21 protein-coding genes are annotated in these 19863 nt (G+C 65.1%); 13 read left to right on the top strand and 8 right to left on the bottom strand.

All coding sequences use genetic code 11. The features are described 5' to 3' along the window. Positions 1 to 11: 11 nt before the first annotated feature. Positions 12 to 224, bottom strand: a complete 213-nt coding sequence (locus K7I12_RS03910) for a hypothetical protein (protein WP_051907335.1) — start codon at positions 222 to 224, stop codon at positions 12 to 14. Between the two features lie 30 nt (positions 225 to 254). Next, positions 255 to 989: a GntR family transcriptional regulator gene (locus K7I12_RS03915; RefSeq protein ID WP_084173278.1), complete on the bottom strand. Its 735-nt coding sequence runs from the start codon at positions 987 to 989 to the stop codon at positions 255 to 257. A gap of 188 nt (positions 990 to 1177) precedes the next feature. On the opposite strand from K7I12_RS03915, the gene K7I12_RS03920 reads away from it, so the two are divergent. From K7I12_RS03920 to K7I12_RS03945, 6 genes are all read left to right on the top strand, one after another. Then, positions 1178 to 2812, top strand: coding sequence for a gamma-glutamyltransferase family protein (locus K7I12_RS03920; RefSeq protein ID WP_031382636.1), 1635 nt, complete (start codon positions 1178 to 1180; stop codon positions 2810 to 2812). 2 nt (positions 2813 to 2814) lie between these two features. Further along, the gene (locus K7I12_RS03925; protein WP_031382635.1) at positions 2815 to 3381 is read left to right on the top strand and encodes a chromate transporter; all 567 of its coding nucleotides are present in this window, start codon (positions 2815 to 2817) and stop codon (positions 3379 to 3381) included. Next, positions 3378 to 3908, top strand: coding sequence for a chromate transporter (locus K7I12_RS03930; protein WP_031382634.1), 531 nt, complete (start codon positions 3378 to 3380; stop codon positions 3906 to 3908). Before K7I12_RS03925 ends, K7I12_RS03930 begins: the two co-directional genes overlap by 4 nt. A gap of 120 nt (positions 3909 to 4028) precedes the next feature. Further along, positions 4029 to 5027: a Bug family tripartite tricarboxylate transporter substrate binding protein gene (locus K7I12_RS03935; protein ID WP_084173276.1), complete on the top strand. Its 999-nt coding sequence runs from the start codon at positions 4029 to 4031 to the stop codon at positions 5025 to 5027. Beyond that, positions 5024 to 5572 carry a tripartite tricarboxylate transporter TctB family protein gene (locus tag K7I12_RS03940; RefSeq protein WP_031382632.1) on the top strand — a complete coding sequence of 183 codons (549 nt, stop codon included), beginning with the start codon at positions 5024 to 5026 and terminating at the stop codon, positions 5570 to 5572. Before K7I12_RS03935 ends, K7I12_RS03940 begins: the two co-directional genes overlap by 4 nt. 37 nt (positions 5573 to 5609) lie before the next feature. After that, positions 5610 to 7112 (top strand): tripartite tricarboxylate transporter permease, encoded by a 1503-nt coding sequence (locus K7I12_RS03945; protein WP_031382631.1) that lies wholly within the window; start codon positions 5610 to 5612, stop codon positions 7110 to 7112. Between the two features lie 105 nt (positions 7113 to 7217). Here the strand turns inward: K7I12_RS03945 and K7I12_RS03950 are convergent, their stop codons facing one another. Continuing rightward, on the bottom strand, positions 7218 to 8096 hold the full coding sequence (locus tag K7I12_RS03950; RefSeq protein ID WP_031382630.1) for an NAD(P)-dependent oxidoreductase: 879 nt from the start codon (positions 8094 to 8096) through the stop codon (positions 7218 to 7220). Positions 8097 to 8259: 163 nt separating this feature from the next. Between K7I12_RS03950 and K7I12_RS03955 the strand changes: the two genes are divergently transcribed. After that, on the top strand, positions 8260 to 9405 hold the full coding sequence (locus K7I12_RS03955) for an AI-2E family transporter (RefSeq protein WP_084173274.1): 1146 nt from the start codon (positions 8260 to 8262) through the stop codon (positions 9403 to 9405). Between the two features lie 78 nt (positions 9406 to 9483). Here K7I12_RS03955 and K7I12_RS03960 read toward each other — a convergent pair whose 3' ends face one another. From K7I12_RS03960 to K7I12_RS03970, 3 genes are all read right to left on the bottom strand, one after another. Then, positions 9484 to 10491, bottom strand: coding sequence for a zinc-dependent alcohol dehydrogenase family protein (locus K7I12_RS03960; protein ID WP_031382628.1), 1008 nt, complete (start codon positions 10489 to 10491; stop codon positions 9484 to 9486). A 167-nt stretch (positions 10492 to 10658) separates the two neighbouring features. Beyond that, on the bottom strand, positions 10659 to 11522 hold the full coding sequence (locus K7I12_RS03965; protein ID WP_031382625.1) for a PA4780 family RIO1-like protein kinase: 864 nt from the start codon (positions 11520 to 11522) through the stop codon (positions 10659 to 10661). A 398-nt stretch (positions 11523 to 11920) separates the two neighbouring features. Further along, positions 11921 to 12415 carry an IS110 family transposase gene (locus tag K7I12_RS03970; RefSeq protein WP_051907334.1) on the bottom strand — a complete coding sequence of 165 codons (495 nt, stop codon included), beginning with the start codon at positions 12413 to 12415 and terminating at the stop codon, positions 11921 to 11923. Between the two features lie 250 nt (positions 12416 to 12665). Between K7I12_RS03970 and K7I12_RS03975 the strand changes: the two genes are divergently transcribed. The 6 genes from K7I12_RS03975 to K7I12_RS04000 all read left to right on the top strand — a co-directional run bounded on the left by K7I12_RS03975 (position 12666) and on the right by K7I12_RS04000 (position 17405). After that, positions 12666 to 13067, top strand: coding sequence for a heme-binding protein (locus tag K7I12_RS03975; RefSeq protein ID WP_231663091.1), 402 nt, complete (start codon positions 12666 to 12668; stop codon positions 13065 to 13067). Positions 13068 to 13164: 97 nt separating this feature from the next. Beyond that, entirely contained in the window at positions 13165 to 13431 is a 267-nt protein-coding gene (locus K7I12_RS03980; protein ID WP_231663092.1) for a DksA/TraR family C4-type zinc finger protein, read from the top strand. 244 nt (positions 13432 to 13675) lie between these two features. Continuing rightward, complete coding sequence (locus K7I12_RS03985; RefSeq protein WP_231663093.1) at positions 13676 to 14383, top strand: dienelactone hydrolase family protein; 708 nt, start codon at positions 13676 to 13678, stop codon at positions 14381 to 14383. 260 nt (positions 14384 to 14643) lie between these two features. After that, positions 14644 to 14892: a GlsB/YeaQ/YmgE family stress response membrane protein gene (locus K7I12_RS03990; protein ID WP_031382621.1), complete on the top strand. Its 249-nt coding sequence runs from the start codon at positions 14644 to 14646 to the stop codon at positions 14890 to 14892. A 119-nt stretch (positions 14893 to 15011) separates the two neighbouring features. Beyond that, on the top strand, positions 15012 to 16592 hold the full coding sequence (locus K7I12_RS03995; protein ID WP_231663094.1) for a bifunctional GNAT family N-acetyltransferase/carbon-nitrogen hydrolase family protein: 1581 nt from the start codon (positions 15012 to 15014) through the stop codon (positions 16590 to 16592). A 33-nt stretch (positions 16593 to 16625) separates the two neighbouring features. Continuing rightward, on the top strand, positions 16626 to 17405 hold the full coding sequence (locus K7I12_RS04000) for a zinc-dependent peptidase (RefSeq protein WP_031382619.1): 780 nt from the start codon (positions 16626 to 16628) through the stop codon (positions 17403 to 17405). A gap of 73 nt (positions 17406 to 17478) precedes the next feature. On the opposite strand, the gene K7I12_RS04005 is transcribed toward K7I12_RS04000, so the two are convergent. Then, the gene (locus K7I12_RS04005) at positions 17479 to 18897 is read right to left on the bottom strand and encodes an ATP-binding protein (protein ID WP_231663095.1); all 1419 of its coding nucleotides are present in this window, start codon (positions 18895 to 18897) and stop codon (positions 17479 to 17481) included. Continuing rightward, positions 18894 to 19556, bottom strand: a complete 663-nt coding sequence (locus K7I12_RS04010) for a response regulator (RefSeq protein WP_031382617.1) — start codon at positions 19554 to 19556, stop codon at positions 18894 to 18896. Before K7I12_RS04010 ends, K7I12_RS04005 begins: the two co-directional genes overlap by 4 nt. Positions 19557 to 19863 lie beyond the last annotated feature (307 nt).

The raw sequence follows: 19863 nt of genomic DNA on the forward strand, positions 1-19863 counted from the left end.
AACGCCGGGAGTCAACGCCAGACGGTGACCCCCGGCGCGCTGGCAAGACCCGCACATTGTGGGTTGACGATGCAGAAACGATGCCCGGTGGGCGCCTGCATCACCACCCACGCCTCCAGCCGTTCGACCACACCGGCACCCAGCGCCTGGGACCAGAAGTAGGCCGCTTCGTTGACGTCGTCCTGACCGTCGACGACCAGACACGCCAATCGGCTCTTGTGCATGACAGCGTTCTCCATCGCAAGGGTTATTAGTCACCTATAACCACTATAGCGCCCCCCGGCGCCCCCTCCCGAATCCTTGCGCGCTCGATCGTCGTTGGATGCCGATGGCTGGCAACAGCCGCGGGCGACCCCGTGCGACAGCCGGATATGATCGTCGAGCAGCGCCCGCGCGGCAGCTATGTCGCGGCTCAGCGCCAGCTCGACCAGTTCGCCGTGCTGGCGGTCGAGCACCTTGCGCACCGCCGGGTTGGGCGGCGCCAGGCGACGGTAGCGGTCGAACTGGTCATGCAGTTGTTCGATGAAGCGCAGCAGCCAGTGCGAGCCGCACGACGCCAGCAGCGCGCGGTGAAAACGCAGATGCGCCTGCTCCCACTCTTCCACCCGCCCGGGATGCTCCTCGGCCCGGCGCAGCCGATGGTGTGCCGCCAGCAACTGCGACTCCCATTCTGGATCGCCCGCCTGGAAGGCCTGGGTCAGCGCCATGCATTCGAGCTGAGTGCGCAGCCCGGCAATGTCGTCGAGTTCCTCGAGACGCATCGCCGGCACCCGAAAGCCGCGCTGGTTGACCTGTTCGAGCAGGCCATAGGCCGCCAGCCGGTTGAGCGCCTCGCGCAGCGGGCTGAGCCCGACCCGGTAATGATCCTTCAGGGCGCTGATGGCGAGTTTCTCGCCGGCCGCGAAGCGCCCGCGAATCAAGTCCTGCTTGAGCGTCTCGAAGATTCGGCTCGAGGCCATGTCGCGGCTGGCGGATGGCGATGCGGTCATGGCGTGGTTCCCGGTGCAGTGTGCAAGGCGCGCTCCCCGATAAGGGTTTCTGGACGATTTTCCCGCGGCGCTGCCACGTCGCGTGAATCCCGTGTTGACGTTAGCCAAGTCCCGCGCCATAGTCATCTCAAGAAAATCGATTTTTTTATTCAAAACGATTTATAACACAACAATCGATTGGAGACGGCATGTTGACGCCCTTTTCCTCGGCAACGCCCTACGCCTCCCAGCGCAGCGCCACCTATGCCAAGCACGGCATGGTCGCCGCCTCGCAGCCCCAGGCCAGCCAGATCGGCCGCGACATCCTCGCCCGGGGCGGCAACGCGGTGGATGCCGCGATCGCCACTGCCGCGGCGCTGACCGTGGTTGAACCCACCGGCTGCGGAGTCGGCGGCGACGCCTTCGCGCTGGTCTGGATCGCCGACAAGAACGGCGAGACGGGGGCGCTGCACGGCCTCAACGCCAGCGGTACCGCGCCCGCCGCGCTGACCCCACAGGCACTCGCCGAGGCCGGCTTCGAGGCCATGCCGCTGTACGGCTGGACGCCGGTCACCGTGCCCGGCATCCCGGCGGCCTGGGCCGAGCTGTCGCGGCGCTTCGGCAAGCTCGACTTCCAGACGCTGCTCGCCCCGGCGATCCGGCTGGCCCGCGAGGGCTTCCCGGTCTCGCCGGTGATCGCCAGCCTGTGGCAGCGCGCCGAGACGACCTTCCGCGAACATCTCACCGACGCCGCCACCGCCGGCTGGTTCGAGACCTTCGCGCCGACCGGTCGCGCGCCACGTGCCGGCGAGTGGCATCGCTGCGAGGACCAGGCACGGACCCTGGAAGCGATCGCCGCAAGCTGTGGCGAGAGCTTCTACCGCGGCGAGCTGGCCGAGCGCATCGACGCCTTCTCGCGCGACACCGGCGGCTATCTGCGCGCCGCGGATCTTGCCGGCTACCAAGCGGAGTGGGTCGCGCCGATCGCCGCCGATTACCGCGGCCACAAGGTCTGGGAGATCCCGCCCAATGGCCAGGGGCTGGTCGCGCTGATGGCGCTGCGCATCCTCGAGGGTTTCGAGATCGACAGCCGCGACAACCCCGAGGTGCTGCACCGCCAGCTCGAGGCGATGAAACTTGCCTACAGCGACGGCCAGGCCCACATCACCCAGCCCGAGCACATGACCCACAGCGTCGCGGCGCTGCTCGGCGACGCCTACACCCGCAAGCGCCGCGCGCTGATCGGCGAGCGCGCGCTCGAGCCGCGCCCGGGCACGCCGCAGGCCGGCGGCACCGTCTACCTGGCGACCGCCGATAGCGACGGCAACATGGTGTCGTTCATCCAGAGCAACTATCACGGCTTCGGCTCCGGGGTGGTGGTGCCGGGCACCGGCATCGCGATGCACAATCGCGGCCACGATTTCAGCCTCGACCCGACCCACGACAACGTGCTCGCGCCGGGCAAGAAAACCTTCCACACCATCATTCCCGGCTTTTTGACCCGCGACAACGGCACGCCGCTCGGGCCGTTCGGCGTGATGGGCGGCTTCATGCAGCCCCAGGGTCACGTCCAGGTGGTGATGAACCTGATCGACTTCGGGCTCAACCCGCAGGCCGCGCTCGACGCCCCGCGCTGGCAGTGGATGGGCGGCAAGCGCATCGGCATTGAGCATGGCTACCCGGCGCCGCTGGTGCGGGCGATGGCCGAGCGCGGCCACGACATGCGCGTCGAGCACGATCCGCGCGGCTTCGGGCGTGGGCAGATGATCATCCGCGACCCGGACAGCGGCATCTACTGCGGCGGCACCGAGCCGCGCACCGACGCCAGTATCGCGGTGCTGTGATCATGCTGCGTACCCAGACCCAGCTGTTTCTGGCTTTCCTGCGCATCGGCCTGTTCGGCTTCGGCGGCGGCCCGTCGATGATCCCGCTGGTCCATCAGGAGGTGGTCGAGCGCCACGCCTGGATGGACGACGAGACGTTCGCCGACGTGCTGGCGATCGGCAACACCCTGCCCGGGCCGATCGCCACCAAGATGGCCGGCTATATCGGCTACCGGGTCGGCGGCGTGCTGGGTGCGCTCAATGCGCTGATCGCGGTGATCGTGCCGGTGATCGTGGCGATGGTCGCGCTGCTCGGCCTGTACGCCCGTCACGGCGACCAGCGCTGGGTGCAGGGCATGGGCCAGGGCGTGGTGCCAGTGGTAATGGTGATGATGGCCAAGCTGACCTGGGACTTCTTCGCCAAGTCGCGGGCCAGCCTCGGCTGGCTTGTGACGCTGACGATGGGCGCCGTCGCCGGCGGGCTGATCTACTGGCTCGGCGTACATCCGGGACTGGTGATCGGGGCGCTCCTGCTCGCCGCGCTGCTGCGCCCCGAGCCCCGCCGTACGGCCAGCGAGGCGAGCAAATGATCTACTGGCAGCTGTTCCTGGCGTTCTTCATTCCCAACATCGTCGGCTACGGCGGCGGTCCGGCGATCATCCCGCTGATCGAAAACGAGGTGGTCGGCCGCTACGGCTGGATGAGCTCGCAGGGCTTCGCCGAGACCCTGGCGCTGGGCAACGCCTTGCCCAGCCCGATCGCCACCAAGATGGCCGGCTATATCGGTTACGACGTCGCCGGCGTGCCCGGCTCGCTGACCGCCATCTTCGCCACCGTCGCGCCGTCGCTGCTGCTGATGCTGGCCGCGCTGGGCACGCTGTATCGCTATCGCGACTCGGTCAAGGTCAAGTCGATGAGCCAGTGGGTACGCCCGGTGGTGATGACGCTGATGGCCTATCTGACCTGGCGCTTTCTCGCTGAAGGGCTGGACACCGCCGGCACCCTGCACACCGCGATCATCGCTGGCGTGGCCGGCGTATTACTCCTGGCGACCCGGGTCCACCCGGCGTTCGTCGTGTGTTTCGGGCTTGGCTACGGCGCCCTGCTACTCGGCTAGCGGGCGACCGGGACCTTGCCCGTTCGCGGTTCGGCGGTACACGCACGAACCGAGTGTGGCCCTCGCGGGCCAGTAACGACGCAATGCATCAATACGATGACCTACAAGGACAAAACAGCCATGTCATTCTTTCCACCACAGTCAAGCAAGCCCCGTTCCACACGTCTCAAGCTGGCCATTGGCGGCCTGGTGCTGGGCACCACGCTCGGCGCCAGTGCATCGGCGCTGGCCCAGTCCGAGGACTATCCCAGCAAGCCAGTGGAACTCATCGTGCCCTGGTCGCCGGGTGGCGGCAGCGATACCCTGATGCGGCTGATCTCCAATAATGCCGAGGAGTACCTGGACCAGCCGATGCCGGTGATCAACATGCCCGGAGTCAGCGGCACCACCGGCCTCAAGGAGCTTTCCAAGCGCGAGCCCGACGGCTATACGGTGGGTCAGATCCACGAGGGCCTGCTGGTCGCCAACGCGACCGGCCTGACCGATCTCAACTGGGACGACTTCACACCGGTGGCCGCGATGACCGCCTCGCCGCAGTACCTGACGGTCAACGCCGACAGCCCCTGGCAAACCTTCGACGAGTTCGTCGATTACGCCAAGAAGAATCCCGGCGAGATCCGTGTCGGCGTGACACTCGGCGGCATTCCCCATGTCCAGGCGGCAATGATAGAAGACGCCGCGAACCTGTCGTTCCGTTACGTCGGCTTCGAGGGCACCGGTGCTCGCATCCGTTCGCTGGTTGGCGGGAACATCGACGCGGCGATCGGCGACATCGCCTCGAGTGGCGAATTCGTCAAGAATGGCGATCTGCGCTTCCTGGCGGTGGGCAGCGCAGAGCGCCAGGAGGAGACCCCGGACGTACCAACCTTCAAGGAACTCGGCTACGACTCGCTCAGCCTCAACATCGTGCGCGGCCTGATCGCCCCCAAGGGCACCCCCGAGGACAAGGTCGCGGTGCTCGCCGACGCCATGCAGCAACTCTCCCAGGATGAGGAGTTCATCCAGCAAGTCCGTAATGCCGGTGCCCAAGTGCAATTCCTAGGCCCGAAGGCGTTCACCGACTACCTCAAACGCACCGACGGGACCATCGAGCGGCTATCAGGGAAGTTGGCTCAATGAGTTCGTCCGCCCCTTCACGGCAGACCCGGTCCTCGGACCGGGTCGTCGTCGACACCGATACCCGACGCGCCAGTGCCCTCGCCCATCTGCTGCTGAACGGCACGCTGTTGGTGCTGTTCGGCGCGCTGTTCGTGCAGGCCGGAGCGCTGCCTTCGTCAGCGTGGGAGCCGCTCGGTGCGGGCAGCTTTCCGCGCTTGGTCCTGGCCGTCCTGATGCTGATCAATCTGGGCATCATGGCCCAGGAGTGGCTGCACTACCGTGGCGCGCCGAGCGCTGCAGCGGGGCTGGTCAAGCGCTGGCTGTGGCGCCAGCGGCTGGCATTCGGCGTCCTTGCGCTGTTCGTCCTGTACATCCTCGGCGTACCGATGCTGGGCTTTCGCCTGGCTTCGCTGGCGTTTTTGATCCTGGTTCAGTTTGCACTCGGCGCACGCCGCCCGCGCAGCCTGGCGATCGCCGCGGTCATTGCCGTGACGTTTTCGTTCGGCCTCGACTGGCTGTTCCGGGATGTCTTCATCATCAGCCTTCCCCGCGGCCCGTTCAGCTGATTCACGGCTCGCGGCTGCCTTCGAAAGGAGATGCAACATGACGGAAGCGCTGTTCGCCGGCATGGACCAGCTGTTCACGCTATCGACGATGGTCACCATGCTGCTCGGCGTGGTCGCCGGCGTCATCGCCGCGGCGATCCCGGGCTTTACCATCACCATGGCCATCGTGCTGACCCTGCCGCTGACCTTCACCATGGATCCGCTACAGGGCGTGGCGACCATGCTCGCGGTCTACGTCGGCGGCTATTCGGGCGGGCTGATCAGCGCCGCCCTGCTGGGCATTCCCGGCACGCCGTCGTCGGTGGCCACCACCTTCGACGCCTTCCCGATGGCGCGCAGTGGCCAGCCCGGCCGCGCCCTGGCACTGGGCATCTGGGCATCGTTCTTCGGCGCCCTGATCAGCGCGATCATCCTGATCATCGCCGCCCCGCCGCTGGCGATGATCGCCGTCAAGCTGGGCGCCTGGGAATATTTCTCGCTGATCATCTTCGCCATGACGGTGGTCGCCAGTCTGGTCGGCAAGTCGATGCTCAAGGGGCTGATGACCGGCCTGCTGGGGTTGTTCATCGCCACCGTGGGCGCCGACCCGATGATGGGCGTGGCGCGCTTCACCTTCGACGCCGACCTGCTCGCCAACGGCTTTCCGTTCTTGGTGGTACTGATCGGCATCTTCGCCGTCAGCCAGTTGCTTCAGGAGGTCGAGGACGCCGAGCAGCCCCAGCGCGGCAAGCAGCTGATTTCTTCCAACGTGGCCTTCAAGCCGCTCGATGCGCTGCGCGAGACGCTGGCCCATCCGGTCAACCTGATTCGTTCGTCGCTGGTCGGGGTGTTCATCGGCGCGGTGCCCGGCGCCGGCGGCAGTATCGCCAACCTGTTGGCCTACGATCAGGCCAAGCGCGCCTCCAAGACCCCCGAGCAGTTCGGCACCGGAGCGCCCGAGGGGGTGATCGCCTCGGAGTCTGGCAACTCGGCAACCTCGGGGGGCGGATTGATTCCGATGATCGCGCTGGGCATCCCCGGCAGCGCCGTCGACGCGGTGCTGATGGCCTCGTTGATGGTCCACGGCATCGGCATCGGCCCGCGGCTGATTCTCGACAACGGCGACCTGGTCTACGGCATGTTCATGGCCATGCTGCTGGCCGCGTTCATGGTGCTGGTGGTATGCCTGTTCAGCATGCGTCTGTTCCTGCGCGTCACCGACGTGCCGCGCTCGGTGATCGTGCCGGTGGTGCTGGTGTTCTGTGTGGTCGGCGCCTTCGCCCTCAACAATCGCGTCACCGACATCTACCTGTTGCTCGGGGTGGGGATCTTCGGTTACATCCTCAGCAAGCTCAACTATCCGCTGGCACCGCTGGTGCTCGGGGTGATCCTTGGCCCGATCGCCGAAACCAACCTGCGCCGCGCGCTGATGATCGACGAGAACTGGGCGCTGTTCTTCACCCGGCCGATCTCGCTGACGCTGCTGATTCTCGCCGCGGTATCGGTGGCCTTCGCGATTCGTCACCGGCTGCGCCAGCGTCACGCCGCGACACCCGCCTGAGCCGGCCCCTGCGGGGGCCGCTTTGGCCCTTCGACTACGACCTGCGCCCCGCCTCGCGGTTGTAGCTCGCATCACCAGACTACCGTTCGGCGGAATCCGAACGCGTCACCCCTGGTCTGCCTGATTCGCCAGATAGGCATGGATCGCGGCGAAATCGTCGCGGCCATGGCCGGCCGCCTTGGCGCTGCCGTACAGCGACTTGGCCAGGCTGGCGAGATACAGTGGCTGATTCTGCTCGTAGGCGGTCAGGTCGAGCAGTTGCAGGTCCTTGTGCATCCACTCCAGCGGGAACTGGGCGGCATAATCGCCGCTGCGGATCAACTCCGCCTTGCCGGCGAGAAACGGCGCCGACACCGGCAGGTTGGGCAGCGTATCCATCAGAAAATCCCGCGAGAAACCGAGGTTTTCGCCGAGCAGGGCGGTCTCGGCGTAGACCAGCATCGATTGCGCCAGCTGGGCGTTGACCAGCATCTTGAAGGCCGCGCCCTGCCCCGTCTCACCGGCATGCACGATCTTCTGGCCCATGCAGTCGAGAAGCGGTCTCAGGATCTCGACATCCTCGCGTGCGCCGCCCACCAGGAACGTCAGCGCGGCCTCCTCGGCCGGCTGCTTGGTGCCGGCGACCGGCGCATCGACGAAACGCAGGCCATGCCCGCCGGCGCGGGTCGCCATCGCGCGGCTGAACGACGGGTTGACGGTAGAGCAATCGACCCACAGCGCGCCTTCGCCCATCGCCGCCACGAAACCGCCCTCGCCGAACGCCACCGCTTCGACGACGCTCGGTTCGGCGAGCATGGTGAAGACGATGTCCGCCTCGGCGACGGCCTCCTCAGCCGAGTTCGCTCCGCGGGCGCCAGCCTCGACCAGCGCCTCGACCGGCTCCGGCGAGCGGTTGAAGACGCTCAGCGTCAGGTCATCGTGGCGCATCAGGTTACGCGCCATGTGCCGGCCCATGATGCCCAGACCAATGAAGGCTACTTTCATGATGCTTCTCCCTGTCGGTTGGCGACGTTCGATACATCCCGGTACGCGAACGCATCGACCTATCCTGTGCTAGTGAAAATCGCGTCGGTTCAACTAGGCTAGACTTCGGCTTGATAACCCGTGGCCTAGCCGGCCGTGCCTACCACTTTCCAGAAAGCGCTCCATGACTACAGAAACTCGCAACGGCAGCCCTGAAAGCAATAGCGACCCGACACCTCACAAGCGCTGGTCAAGCACGCTTCCAACCTGGGTCGGCATCGGTATCTTCATCTATCTCTCGGTTTTCGCCCTGGGCTTTGCCCAGCTGTTTCTGGTGCCCGTGGTGTTGGCCTTTCTGCTATCGATGGTGTTCAGCCCGATACGCCGTTTCTTCGACCGGCGCGGCCTATCCCAAGGGCTGTCGGCGCTCATCATCATCACCTCCCTGCTCACCGGTCTGTTCGCGATCGCGGCCGCCCTGGCGGTCCCCGTCAGCGGCTGGATAAACAATGCGCCGCAGATAGAGATGCGCATAGAAGGCCGACTCAACGAAATAACCGGCCCGTTCAGCGAGCTGTTCGAAGCCAAGGAAAAGCTCGATTCGATGGCGAGCTCCGATTCACCAAAGGTTCAACAGGTCGAAACCCAGGATGACAATCTCAGCCAGAAACTCGCGGCGCTCGTGCCCACCGTGATGACGCAGTTCCTGTTCACCCTGGTGCTTCTGCTCTTTCTGCTCGCCTCGGGCGACATGTTCTACGAGAAGCTCGTGCACATCATGCCCACTCTGCGCGACAAGAAACGCGCGGTGCGGATCACTCACGATATAGAACGTAAGTTGTCGCGCTACCTGTTCACCATCACCGTCATCAATGCCGGCTTGGGTGTCGCGGTGGCGATCGCCATGTGGGCCCTGGGCATGCCCAGTCCACTGGTCTTCGGGATCATCGCCTTCCTGTTCAATTTCGTCCCGTACCTCGGCGCCTTGGCGGGCATCATCATTGCCGCCATGGTTGCCATCGTTTCGTACGACTGGATTGGCTGGGCACCCATCGTCGCCGGCACCTATTTCTTCCTGACCACGCTCGAGGGGCAACTCATCACCCCCTATTTCGTCGGCCGCAGCCTGCGTCTCAATACCGTGGTGGTGTTCCTGACCATCTCGTTCTGGGCCTGGCTATGGTCCGTGGTGGGCATGATCGTCGCCGTCCCCCTGTTGGTCGCGGTCAAGACGCTCAGTGAGCACATCGATGGCCTCGAGCCGCTCGGCCACTTTCTCAGCGAGCGCCACGCCGAACGGCAACCGGAAGCGTCCATCGGCGAACGCTGACGGCTACATGACGAGGGCCCGTATCATCATGCGGGCTTTTTTAGGACATTACACTGCCGGTGACTCCACGTCGCCTCATCAGAACTCCAGGCAGATCTTGCCGAAGTGCCGTTGGCCTTCCTGGTGACGGAACGCATCGGCGATCTCGTCAAGCCTAAAACGCCGATCGATCACCGGACGCAGACCGCTGACCTCGATGCCGCGGATCATCTCGATCTGGTCCTGGCGGCTGCCCACGATCAACCCCTTGAGCGAAGCCTGCCTGGCCATCAGCTTGGCGGTGGGCACCTCGCCGCCACGCCCGGTCAGCACGCCGATCAGCGCGATGTGTCCGCCGATGCGTACCGCGTCGATCGACTGCGGCAGCGTCCCCGGGCCACCGACCTCGATGACGTGGTCGACGCCGCGCCCGTCGGTCAGTTGCTTGACGCGCTTGCCCCACTCCGGCTCGCGCTTGTAGTTGAGCGTATGATCGGCGCCCAGTTCGCGTAGCCTGGCGATCTTGTCATCGGATGACGAGGTGGCGATCACCGTCGCCCCCATCTGCTTGGCGAACTGCAGGGCGAAGATCGACACCCCGCCGGTGCCCAGCACCAGCACGCTGTCGCCGGGCTTGATGCCGCCGTCGACCACCAGCGCCCGCCAGGCGGTGAGCCCGGCAGTGGTCAGCGTCGCCGCCTCGGCATGGCTGTAACCCGCCGGCGCGCGGGTGAACCAGCTCGCCGGCCGGATCACCTGCTCACGGGCATAGCCGTCGACGCCGTCGCCGGGCACGGTCTTGAAATCGCCGACCAGCGCCGGGCCGGTCTGCCAGCTGGGAAAGAAGCCCGAGACCACGCTGTCGCCGACCTTGAACTCGTCGACGCCTTCACCGAGGGCCTCGACCACGCCGGCGCCGTCGGACATCGGAATGCGTCCGTCCTCGGTGGGCATCGCCCCCGAGACCACGCCGTAATCGTGATAGTTGAGCGAGCTGGCATGGATGCGCACGCGGATCTCGCCCGGCCCGGGCTCGCCGGGCGCGGGCTGCTCGCCGACGTCGAGACGATCCAGCCCACCGGGGCTTTTCACTGTAACGACCTTCATGGCGCTCTCCTTGCTGATTGACGGCTATCCATCTCAGTCGATGGTGGCCTCGAACGCAAACTTCAATGGCTTTGCCGGCTTCCCGGCCCTCAGCGACGACTCGAGAGGCGCTGCGAATTGGCCGTGGTGCGCCGATGCAGGGGAGGCATGGTGCGTTGACTGGTCACTCAGTAGTCGTCGTCCTCGGCGTCGTCGCGCTCGCGCTCGCGGCGCTCCTCGGCCTCTTCGCGGGCGTCGTCGATCACCGCCATCAGCTCCATCACGTCGACGCTGTGGGTGTCGGGTTCGAAGTGCCCGGTGAGCCGGCTCTCCGGGTGCAGCTCGCCGGCCTCGAAAAGCGCCCAGATCTCCTTGCCGTAGTCGGTGTCGAGCAGCGCCGGCTCGAAGCGTCCGAACCAGTCGCGCATGGTGTCGACGTCGCGCACCAGCAGCATCGGCGCGCTGTTGTTGCCCGCCGCATCGACCGCCTGGGGCAGGTCGATGATCACCGGGCCGTCGCGATCGACCAGCACGTTGAACTCGGACAGGTCGCCGTGCACCAGCCCGGCGCACAGCATGCGCACCACGTCGGCGATCACCCTGTCGTGATAGTCGCGGGCCTGCTGTGGGCTCAGCGTCACCTCGCCGAGCCGCGGCGCGACATCGCCCTCGCCGTCGCTGATCAGGTCCATCAGCAACACGCCGTCGACGAAGCCATGGGGGCGCGGCACGCGCACCCCCGCCGCGGCCAGCCGGTACAGCGCATCGACCTCGGCGCTGAGCCAGGCCGCTTCCTGTTCCTTCTGGCCGTAGCGGGTCTTCTTGGCCATCGCCCGGGCGCGCCGGCTGTTGCGCTCCTTGCGGCCCTCCTGATACTGCACGGCCTGCTTGAAGCTGCGCTGGCTGGCCTCCTTGAAGACCTTGGCGCAACGCCGCTCGCCGCCGCAGCGCACCACATAGACCTGGGCTTCCTTGCCGCTCATCAACTGGCTGACGACCTCGTCGATCAGGCCGTCGTCGACCAGGGGCTGGAGTCGCTTGGGTACTTTCATATCACCTTTTTATGGTATGGCCCGACAATCGGCACAGCATCGCATGGCCGCCCGATTTGCCCAAGCCAGCGGATTTCATGGCATACCGGCATCGCGAATAAATTCGCTTATATGGACCCGTCCCGTTGTGCAAGCCAGCAGCGACGAGACATGAGGTGAGACTGCACGCTTATATCCGGCCTCTTCATGGCACCTGCTGCGGCACCGGGCCCTGATGGAATGCGCGCTCTCTGGCCTCTTATCTCCCACGCGGCCTCAATGGGCCTAGCGAATTATCAGTGTGCCAGAGAGCCGGTCTTGCCGATCATGTCATCGAGGCAACTTGCCCGCGCAACCTCGGGAAAACTCTTTTCTGTATCCTCTTCCTCTTCTTGCCTTCTCTTCTGGCCTTCCGGCCCTCAGATCGCCTGGCCCTGAGGCTGGTAAGGCCGGCCATGAGCCAGCACGGACCAACAGATCCGGGCCAGCTTGTTGGCCAGCGCCACGATCGCCGTGCGCTCGCGAACCAGGCGCGTGCGTACCCGATGCACGGCCTGAAGCGCCTGTTGTGCCTCGGTCTTGATGGCTACGTGGGGCGTGGCGGGGCGCGCCGCCGCCTCGGCGATCCCCGCGGCATCGCGGGCGTCGTTCTTGTGGCCCTGGACGAAGGGCTTCACGGCCTGGGGCGGCAACAGGCGCGCGTCATGCCCCATCGCGCGGATCTCGCGCGCCCAATAATGGGCCGAACCACAGGCTTCCATCGCAACCCGGCAAGGTGGCATCCGGCTCAGTGTCAGGCGCAGTTGCTGCCGGCTCACTGCCTTGCCGAAGACCTTACGGCCGTGTGCATCGATGGCGTGCAGCTGGAAGACATGCTTGGCGAGATCGATCCCCACAATGCTAATGTGATTCATGGATGGACCCTCCTCTCGGGATGCCGTGGGTGCCCCATGCACCGATAGATGGCGTTACACACGCATCTTGGCACAAGGGGGGGACGGGTCCATCCCATTTCCCACGAAAACCGGCCTCGAGGGCCTATGAGCGGCCCGTTGCCCGTAGCCCGTAGCTCGTAGCTCGTAGCTCGTAGCTCGTAGCTCGTAGCTCGTAGCTCGTAGCTCGTAGCTCGTAGCTCGTAGCCATATAACTAACCAAGGAGAAGTCATGCACACCAAAGCCGTACTCAACTTGAGCGACGTCAACGCCATCCTCGATGCCGCGCAGCAGGAAGCCGAGGCCAACCACTGGGCGGTGACCATCGCCGTCGCCGACGATGGCGGCCACCTGCTCGGCCTGCGACGGCTCGATGGCGCCGCGCCCTTCTCGGCCGGCGTGGCCAGCGAAAAGGCCCGCAACGCCGCCATCGGCCGCAAGGAGACCCAGGTCTTCGAGGAGATGATCAACAACGGCCGCACCGCCTTCGTCACCGCGCCGCTCAAGGCGCTGCTCACCGGCGGCGTGCCGGTGATCGTCGACGGCCAGGTGATCGCCAGTGTCGGCGTCTCCGGCGTCAAGCCGGATCAGGACGCACAGATCGCCAAGGCCGCTGTCGCGGCTATCGGCTGAGCGCCCCGGCGAGACGCACTGGCGCCAGCCACGGCCAGGTTCCTATACTCAGGGATCGTCCGATCAATCGATGGCTAGCCCGAGCCGAGGAGATATCATGGCCGGCGGATGGTCGCGGGATGGTGCCGTGCAGGACCAGATCGACAGCACGGTCAAGGATGCCGTGCAACGCTCGCGTAGCCAGTTGCCACGCGGCGAGAGCCTGACCCACTGCGAGGAGTGCGACGCGCCGATTCCCCAGGCCCGCCGTGCGGCGGTACCCGGGGTGCGGCTGTGTATCGTCTGTCAGGATCAACGTGACAAGCGTCAATCGGCGTTCAGCGGCTACAACCGCCGCGGCAGCAAGGACAGCCAACTGCGCTGAGCGAATGTCACCGTTCGGTGCGCTCGTCATCGACCATGCAGTTGCCCAGATAGTGGCCCATCCGCTGCGCCACGTCGCCAGCAGTGGCTGAACGGGCCACGCAGGCACGCCCCATTGAACCCATCGGGCGTACGTGTGTCCGAACGCATCGCGTGACTACTATTTAGCCGGCGAACTTGTTTCAGCAGATTGCCCTTGCCTGCTAGGCTTGCTGCCGCAAGTCCGCAGCCATCACGGAGGAACCATGTCGCAATCACCCGTCACCACCCAGTGGATCGATATCGCCAGCCACGACGGCCAGACCTTCAAGGGCTACCTGGCCCTGCCGCCGGCCGGCAACGGCCCGGGCATCGTGCTGATCCAGGAAATCTTCGGCGTCAACCGGCACATCCGCAGCGTCGCCGAGCAGTACGCGCTGGACGGCTACGTGGTGCTCGCCCCGGACGTGTTCTGGCGCCAGGAACCGGGCGTCGAGCTGGCCTACGAAGGCAATGACATGGACAAGGCCTTCAGGCTGGTCAACGAGATCGACTTCACGGTCGCCGTGAAGGATCTGGCCAGCACCACCCAGGCACTGCGTCAGCGCCCCGAATGCCAGGGCGAGGTGGCCTCGCTGGGCTACTGCATGGGCGGGATTCTCGCCTATCTGGCCGGCATCGAATCCGGCGTCGACAAGGCCGTGTGCTTCTACCCCGGCGGCATCGCCAAGCATCTCGACAAGTCGGACGCACTCAAGGTCCCGGCGCAATTCCACTTCGCCGGCAACGACGGCCATATCACCGACGAGCACATCGGCCAGGTACGCGATACCTTCGCCCAGCGCGACGACGTCGAGATCCACGTCTACGATGGCGCCGATCACGGCTTCAACTGCTGGGCGCGCAGCGCCTATCACCGTCACGCCGCCGCGCTGTCACACGGCCATGCGCTGACCTTCCTGGAAAGCGCCTGAAGCCATCGCCCCGCTCCGGCATCACTACACGGGCGAGGCCACTGTCAGAAATCTTGCGATGTCCTCTTGCTTATTCGTTACCAACAGTCATCACTCGTCCTGGTCGATGCGTCCTTAGGGTCCGTTGGGAGCGCCGACGTTCCTTTCGCGGAGAGGGTGCCGCCAATTCGGCGCTTGTCGTTTCCGCCATCCACGACTAGCTTCCAGAGGGCATGTCAGGAAGGCATGCCCAGACCATGAATCAACTAGGGATAGACGCGATGGGAATTATTGCGTGGATCATCTTCGGCCTGATCGCCGGTGCGATTGCCAAGCTGATCATGCCGGGTAAAGATCCGGGTGGCTTCATTGTCACTATCATCATCGGCATTCTCGGCGCCGTCGTTGGCGGCTGGATAGGAACCGCACTGGGCTTCGGTGACGTCTCCGGCTTCAACATCGGCAGCTTCATCATTGCGGTGATCGGTGCCATCGTGTTGCTGATCATCTATCGCGTCGTGCGTAAATGAGCTGTGCGTAAATAACCAGCGCCGAGATAGCCGGTCCGGCGGCTTAGTCCGCCGGGCCGGCCCGTTACCTTGCGCTCGCATGGTATCCTGACGCCATGGACTGACGAATCAGGAATCCCATGTCGCTCGACGATCTTCACCTCAACCTGCGCAATCTGGCCCCCGACGACTATCCGCAGCTCAAGACACTGATGGATGCCGTCTACGACGACATCGGCGGGGCCTGGCCGAAGCACACCATCGACAAACTGATCGGCGAGTTTCCCGACGGCCAGATCCTCATCGAGGACGATGGCCGCATCGTCGGCGTGGCGCTGACCGCACTGGTCGATTACGACGCCTTCTCCAACCCGCACCAATACGACGACCTGATCGGCCATCGCGAGGTGATCCTCAACGATGCCAACGGCGACGCGCTGTACGGCCTCGACGTGCTGATCGACCCGGCCTACCGCGGCTACCGCCTGGGCCGGCGCCTCTACGAGGCGCGCAAGGAGCTGTGCCGCTCGATCAACCTGCGTTCGATCCTCGCCGGCGGGCGAATTCCCAACTATCACCAGTACGCCGCCGAGATGTCGCCCACCGAGTACCTGGAAAGGGTCGCCCGCAAGGAGATCCACGACCCGATCCTGTCGTTCCAGCTGGCCAACGACTTTCAGGTCAAGCGGCTGCTGCGCAAGTACCTGCCCGAGGACGAGAAATCCCAGGGCTACGCGACGCTGCTGGAATGGAACAACATCCTCTTCGAACCCGCCGAGCGGGTGCTCGAGACGCGCAAGACCCAGGTGCGCGTCGGCGCGGTGCAGTGGCAGATGCGCGAGTTCGCCTCGGTGGAATCGGTGCTCCAGCAAGTCGAGTACTTCATCGACGCGGTGGCCGACTACCAGAGCGACTTCGCGGTGCTGCCGGAGCTGTTCAACACACCGTTGATGGGGCTCACCGACCAATCCAACCAGATCGAGGCGATCCGCTTTCTGGCCGGCTTCACCGAGCGCTTCAAGAACGAGATCTCGCGCATGGCGGTGTCGTTCAACATCAACATCGTCGCCGGCTCGATGGTCGAGATCGGCGACGACGACAAGCTCTACAACGTCTCCTACCTGTGCCATCGCGACGGCGAGATCGACCGCCAGGCCAAGCTGCACATCACCCCGCAGGAACGCCGCGACTGGGTGGTGGAGGGCGGCGACGAGCTGTGCGTGTTCGACACCGACGCCGGCCGCGTGGGCATCCTGATCTGCTACGACGTGGAGTTCCCGGAACTGCCGCGGCTGCTCGCCGACCAGGACATGGACATATTATTTGTGCCGTTCTGGACCGACACCAAGAACAGCTACCTGCGGGTGCGCCACTGCTCGCAGGCACGCGCCATCGAGAACGAATGCTACGTGGTGCTGTGCGGCAGCGTCGGCAACGTGCCGTCGATCGAGAATCTCGACATCCAGTACGCCCAGTCGTCGGTGTTCTCGCCGTCGGACTTCGCCTTCCCCCACGATGCGGTGCTCTCCGAGACCACCCCCAACACCGAGATGGTGATGTTCTCGGATCTCGACCTGACGAGACTCAAGGTGGTGCGCAGCGAAGGCTCGGTGACCAACCTCAAGGATCGCCGCCAGGATCTCTACGACCTGCGCCTGCGCGACTGGTCGTGGAAGTCGGGGGGCCGGCCATCCGGAAGCAGACAGGACGATGGCAACTGACCAGCGGCTGAATGTACACCAGCGAGACGCACCATGAGCCTGTGGAATGAGCTCAAGCGCCTGGGCGGCGCACGCCGGCCCTTCCCCGAAGCCGACTGGCGGGAGGCTCGCCGGCGCGTGCCGCTGCTCGCGACACTCGACGACGCCGACACCGAACGGCTCGGTGAGCGCGCCTGGGCGTTCTTGCACCGCAAGCGTCTGACGCTACCCGACGACGACGCCTTCGACCTGCCCGCGCGCCTGGGCCTGGCCGCCCAGGCCTGCCTGCTGACGCTCGGCTGGGACGACAGAGCGGCCCGCGAGGCGTTCGCCAACGTCCATCAGGTGGTGGTGGTCCCCGACGCGTTTCGGCGCCATGTGGAAGAGATGGACGACGCCGGCGTGGTGCACGAATACGAGGACGAGCGAGTCGGCGAGACCTGGTACCAGGGGCCGATCGTGGTGTCGCTGGCCGACCTGGCGGACAGCGGCGACTGGAGCGGCTTCAACGTGGTGATCCACGAATTCGCCCACAAGCTCGACATGGGCAACTCGCAGGAGGCCGACGGCTGCCCGCCGCTGCCGCGGGATATCGCCGCCGAAGAGTGGCACCGGGTATTCACGGCGGTATGGGACGATCTGCAGGCGCACCTCGAGCGTGGCCAGCCCACGCCGATCGACGACTACGCCGCGACGCATCCCGGCGAGTGCTTCGCGGTATGCTGCGAGACCTTCTTCAGTGCCCCCGACGTGCTCGATGGCGCCTACCCCGAGCTCTATGCACTGCTCGCACGCTACTTTCGCCAGGCGCCCTTGGCTCGCCTGCCGCGCTGAGTCCTCGGCTCTTCACACAAACGCAAAGGCCTCGCCGAATGCGGCGAGACCTTTTGCGTTAGAGGATGCGCGATTACGGCGTCATTACCCGAGTCGCGCCCGCTGCCGGCCATGCCAGAGTCACTTCGAGCCCGCACGGATCGCGATTGGCCAGCGTCAGCCGCGCTTGCTGACGCTGTGCCAGCTCGAGCACGATCGACAGGCCCAGTCCGCTGCCGGTAGTGCGCTGGTCCGTGGCGCGCCGAAAGCGTTCGGTGACCCGTGCGAGCATGGCTTCCGGGACCCCGGGACCGTTATCGCGCACGATCAGCCGCGCCTCGCCCGCGGCGCTCGCCAGCTCGAGCGTCACGCGCCCGTCGTCAGGCGTGTAGCGCAGTGCGTTATCCACGAGATTGCGCACCAGGATGCCCATCTCGACCGGGTCGGCGCGGACCCGAAGCGATGTCGACCCTGTCACTTCGAGCGTCTGGCCACGCGCCTGAGCCCAGGGCCAGAGTTCAGCGACCAGTTCCAGCACCAGCGGGTAGATATCGATATCATGCGCCTGCTGGGCGTCGCCGCGGTCCAGTCGGGCCAGTACCAGCAGCTGCTCGACGACCCGCTGCAGGCGCGCCACACCGGTGTAGGCCTTGTCCAGCGAGGCGCCTTCGCCGGCACGCGCGTTATCCAGGTGAATCTTGATTCCGGCCAGCGGGGTGCGCAGCTCATGGGCTGCATCGGCAGTGAAGAGCCGCTCACGCTCCAGCGTCTCGCGCAAGCGGGCGATGAAGGCGTTGATCGAGGCCTGCAGGCCGCCCAATTCCCGCGGCACAGTGGCCTCGATGAAACTCAGCTGGCGGTCATTGCGACTGGCCACTTCACGCGACAGAGCGTCGATAGGTCTGAGGCTGCGCTTGACGATCCATGCCGTGGCCAGCAGCAGCAGCGGCAAGGCGATCAACATCGGAATCAGGTTGCCCAGGGTGATCTTGCCGCCAAGCTCATCGATGAACTCCTCCTGGATGCCGACACGTATCCAGGTCTCGCTGCGCGTATCGAACAGCGAAAACACCCGCCAACGATCACCGCCATAGTCGATCCAACGATACCCCACGGCACTCGGCGGCGGAAAGGGAACCTGGTCGTTCCATTTCGCGCCTAGCAAACGCGGCGTGCCATCGCCGTTCCAGAAACCCACCGCGAGCATGCGCTCCTCGTGGCTATAACGCACTGCCTCGCCCGGGGCATCGGGGGGCTCCGCCCGACCCTCGGTATAGCGTCGCGCCGGATGCCCGGGCTGGCTGAGCTGTGCGGCGATCTCGCGATAGGTCGCAAGGGGCGTGTCGGCGCTGATCTGGGCGGCGATCAAACGCGCTTGCAAGCTCAGTTGAGCATCGAGTATCTCTTCCATCTCATACTTGGTGATCAGGTAGGCGGCGGTGATGCTCAGTGCCGTGATCGCGGCCAGCACCAGCGCCAGGGTGCGGGTAAGATAGCGCCTGATCGAGATCATTCGCAGTTCGGGCTCAGGCGATAGCCGATACCTCGCACGGTGGCGATCAGCCGTTTGTCGAGCTTTCGGCGCAGGTGATGAATATGCACCTCAACGGCATTGGAGGCTATCTCTTCATTCCAGCCGTAAAGCAGGCTCTCGAGATGCGGACGGGTCATGATCTTCTCCGGATGGCGGGCAAGTTCGAGCAGCAATGCATACTCGCGTCGCGCCAGCGGCACCACCCGGGCATGCCAGGTCACTTCATGGCTCGCCTCGTCGATCCGCAGCGGGCCGATCTCGATGATCTGCGAAGCCCGCCCCTGGGCGCGACGCATCACTACACGTAGCCGCGCCAGCAGTTCCTGCAGATCGAAGGGCTTGAGCACGTAATCGTCGGCGCCCCCATCGAGTCCAGCGATACGCGCCTCGATGTCATCACGGGCAGTCAGGATCAAGACAGGCAGGACACTGCGGCGGCGAATCTCCTTCAACACCTGCATGCCGTCAAGATCGGGCAGCCCCAGATCCAGCACCACCACCGAGAAGGTATCGTAGCGTACCGCGGCCAGCGCATCGTGGCCGCTTAACAGCCAGTCCACCGCGTAGCCCTCACGCTGCAGGGCCGTCTTGATACCGTCGCCCAGCAGCGGGTCATCCTCTACCAGTAATACGCGCATGCCGGCCTCATCGCTCCATTCTCTGTCCAGTCTCTTGAATGCGATAGCCTCGCTGATTGCCACCGTCCATCGTTTCTGCCTGACACGAGCTCAAGGAAAGCATGCAAACTCCAGTCTCTTGAATGCGATAGCCTCGCTGATTGCCACCGTCCATCGTTTCTGCCTGTCACGAGCTCAAGGAAAGTATGCAAACTCCAGTCTCTTGAATGCGATAGCCTCGCTGATTGCCACCGTCCATCGTTTCTGCCTGTCACGAGCTCAAGGAAAGTATGCAAACTCCAGTCTCTTGAATGCGATAGCCTCGCTG

This window comes from Halomonas sp. IOP_31, assembly GCF_021151495.1.
Classification (GTDB): Bacteria; Pseudomonadota; Gammaproteobacteria; order Pseudomonadales; family Halomonadaceae; genus Modicisalibacter; species Modicisalibacter zincidurans.

What these genes read in the sequence shown, in the direction of transcription:
- K7I12_RS03910 (WP_051907335.1), bottom strand. Translation starts at nt 224, where the DNA reads ATGCACAAGAGCCGATTGGCGTGTCTGGTCGTCGACGGTCAGGACGAC.
- K7I12_RS03915 (WP_084173278.1), bottom strand. Translation starts at nt 989, where the DNA reads ATGACCGCATCGCCATCCGCCAGCCGCGACATGGCCTCGAGCCGAATC.
- K7I12_RS03920 (WP_031382636.1), top strand. Translation starts at nt 1,178, where the DNA reads ATGTTGACGCCCTTTTCCTCGGCAACGCCCTACGCCTCCCAGCGCAGC.
- K7I12_RS03925 (WP_031382635.1), top strand. Translation starts at nt 2,815, where the DNA reads ATGCTGCGTACCCAGACCCAGCTGTTTCTGGCTTTCCTGCGCATCGGC.
- K7I12_RS03930 (WP_031382634.1), top strand. Translation starts at nt 3,378, where the DNA reads ATGATCTACTGGCAGCTGTTCCTGGCGTTCTTCATTCCCAACATCGTC.
- K7I12_RS03935 (WP_084173276.1), top strand. Translation starts at nt 4,029, where the DNA reads ATGTCATTCTTTCCACCACAGTCAAGCAAGCCCCGTTCCACACGTCTC.
- K7I12_RS03940 (WP_031382632.1), top strand. Translation starts at nt 5,024, where the DNA reads ATGAGTTCGTCCGCCCCTTCACGGCAGACCCGGTCCTCGGACCGGGTC.
- K7I12_RS03945 (WP_031382631.1), top strand. Translation starts at nt 5,610, where the DNA reads ATGACGGAAGCGCTGTTCGCCGGCATGGACCAGCTGTTCACGCTATCG.
- K7I12_RS03950 (WP_031382630.1), bottom strand. Translation starts at nt 8,096, where the DNA reads ATGAAAGTAGCCTTCATTGGTCTGGGCATCATGGGCCGGCACATGGCG.
- K7I12_RS03955 (WP_084173274.1), top strand. Translation starts at nt 8,260, where the DNA reads ATGACTACAGAAACTCGCAACGGCAGCCCTGAAAGCAATAGCGACCCG.
- K7I12_RS03960 (WP_031382628.1), bottom strand. Translation starts at nt 10,491, where the DNA reads ATGAAGGTCGTTACAGTGAAAAGCCCCGGTGGGCTGGATCGTCTCGAC.
- K7I12_RS03965 (WP_031382625.1), bottom strand. Translation starts at nt 11,522, where the DNA reads ATGAAAGTACCCAAGCGACTCCAGCCCCTGGTCGACGACGGCCTGATC.
- K7I12_RS03970 (WP_051907334.1), bottom strand. Translation starts at nt 12,415, where the DNA reads ATGAATCACATTAGCATTGTGGGGATCGATCTCGCCAAGCATGTCTTC.
- K7I12_RS03975 (WP_231663091.1), top strand. Translation starts at nt 12,666, where the DNA reads ATGCACACCAAAGCCGTACTCAACTTGAGCGACGTCAACGCCATCCTC.
- K7I12_RS03980 (WP_231663092.1), top strand. Translation starts at nt 13,165, where the DNA reads ATGGCCGGCGGATGGTCGCGGGATGGTGCCGTGCAGGACCAGATCGAC.
- K7I12_RS03985 (WP_231663093.1), top strand. Translation starts at nt 13,676, where the DNA reads ATGTCGCAATCACCCGTCACCACCCAGTGGATCGATATCGCCAGCCAC.
- K7I12_RS03990 (WP_031382621.1), top strand. Translation starts at nt 14,644, where the DNA reads ATGGGAATTATTGCGTGGATCATCTTCGGCCTGATCGCCGGTGCGATT.
- K7I12_RS03995 (WP_231663094.1), top strand. Translation starts at nt 15,012, where the DNA reads ATGTCGCTCGACGATCTTCACCTCAACCTGCGCAATCTGGCCCCCGAC.
- K7I12_RS04000 (WP_031382619.1), top strand. Translation starts at nt 16,626, where the DNA reads ATGAGCCTGTGGAATGAGCTCAAGCGCCTGGGCGGCGCACGCCGGCCC.
- K7I12_RS04005 (WP_231663095.1), bottom strand. Translation starts at nt 18,897, where the DNA reads ATGATCTCGATCAGGCGCTATCTTACCCGCACCCTGGCGCTGGTGCTG.
- K7I12_RS04010 (WP_031382617.1), bottom strand. Translation starts at nt 19,556, where the DNA reads ATGCGCGTATTACTGGTAGAGGATGACCCGCTGCTGGGCGACGGTATC.